This window comes from Azospirillum sp. B506 (genome assembly GCF_000333595.1).
GTDB lineage: Bacteria > Pseudomonadota > Alphaproteobacteria > Azospirillales > Azospirillaceae > Azospirillum.
On sequence record NZ_BADK01001004.1, the window covers coordinates 1 to 1,115 of the forward strand.

At 71.9% G+C, this 1,115-nt stretch carries 2 protein-coding genes; both read left to right on the plus strand.

What is annotated here, in order from left to right; translation table 11 throughout:
• Nucleotides 1-962, plus strand: a 962-nt coding sequence (locus tag I71_RS31090; RefSeq protein WP_042703450.1) for an ABC transporter permease, incomplete at its 5' end; no start/stop codon positions are given.
• Nucleotides 959-1,115, plus strand: a 157-nt coding sequence (locus tag I71_RS36620; RefSeq protein WP_148294419.1) for an ATP-binding cassette domain-containing protein, incomplete at its 3' end; no start/stop codon positions are given. The genes I71_RS31090 and I71_RS36620, both read left to right, overlap by 4 nt.

Here is a 1,115-nt window from a genome sequence, read left to right on the forward strand (position 1 = left end):
GGCTTGGCCTGACCATGGCGGCGGCGGGGCTGTTCACCGCCGGGCTGGTCTGGCTGGCCGGTGCGCATGCGGCAATCCTGGCGCAGGGAGCGTCGGCGGCGGCGCGGACCTCCTTCGCCTCCGGCTTCTGGGTGATGGCGGCAGCCGGACTTCTTGCCGCGATGGATGCCGCCCGGCGGCTGGGGCTGGGCGCCGTCGGCCGGATGGCCGTCGGCGGGGCCGTGGCCGGGCTGGTGGGGCTGCAACTGGCATCGGGCCATCTCGACGCCCTGTCGATCCTCAAGGAATACGCCAACCGGCGCGAGGTCTTCGCCGACGCCGTGCTGCGCCATGCCACGCTGGTTGTGGCGGCGCTGGTGCCGACCCTGCTGATCGGCGTGCCGCTCGGCATTGCCGCGCACCGGGTGCAGGCGGTCGGCCGCGCCGTGTTCCCGGTGCTGAACGTCGTGCAGACGGTGCCGTCCATCGCGCTGTTCGGGCTGCTGATGGCGCCGCTGGCCGCACTCGGCGCCCTGCTGCCGGGGGTGGGAATCAGCGGCGTCGGACCTCTGCCGGCGGTGATCGCGCTGACTCTCTATTCGCTGCTGCCGATCGTCCGCAACACCGCGGTCGGGCTGGACGGCGTTCCCGCCCCGGTGCGGGAGGCGGCACGCGGCATGGGGCTGACGCCGCGCCAGATCCTTCTGCGCGTCGACCTGCCGCTGGCTCTGCCAGTCTTCCTGTCCGGGCTTCGCATCACCGTGGTCCAGGCGGTCGGGCTGGCGGCGGTGGCGGCGCTGATCGGCGCGGGGGGCCTGGGAGCGATCATGTTCCAGGGGCTTTTCGCCAACGCGCTGGACCTTGTGCTGCTCGGGGCCGTTCCTGTCATTCTTCTGGCGGTGGCGGCCGACGCCCTGCTGTCCATCGGCATCGCCGCCGCCACCCACCGCATCGGCGTCCTGCCGGGAAAGAGTGCGCCATGATCGACTTCGAGCGCGTGACCAAGCGCTTCGGCTCCTGGACGGCGGTGGATGCTGTGTCCTTCACCGTGGCGGAGGGGGAATTCCGTGTGCTGATCGGCCCGTCCGGCTCCGGCAAATCGACGGTGCTGCGGATGATCAACCGGCTGATCCCGG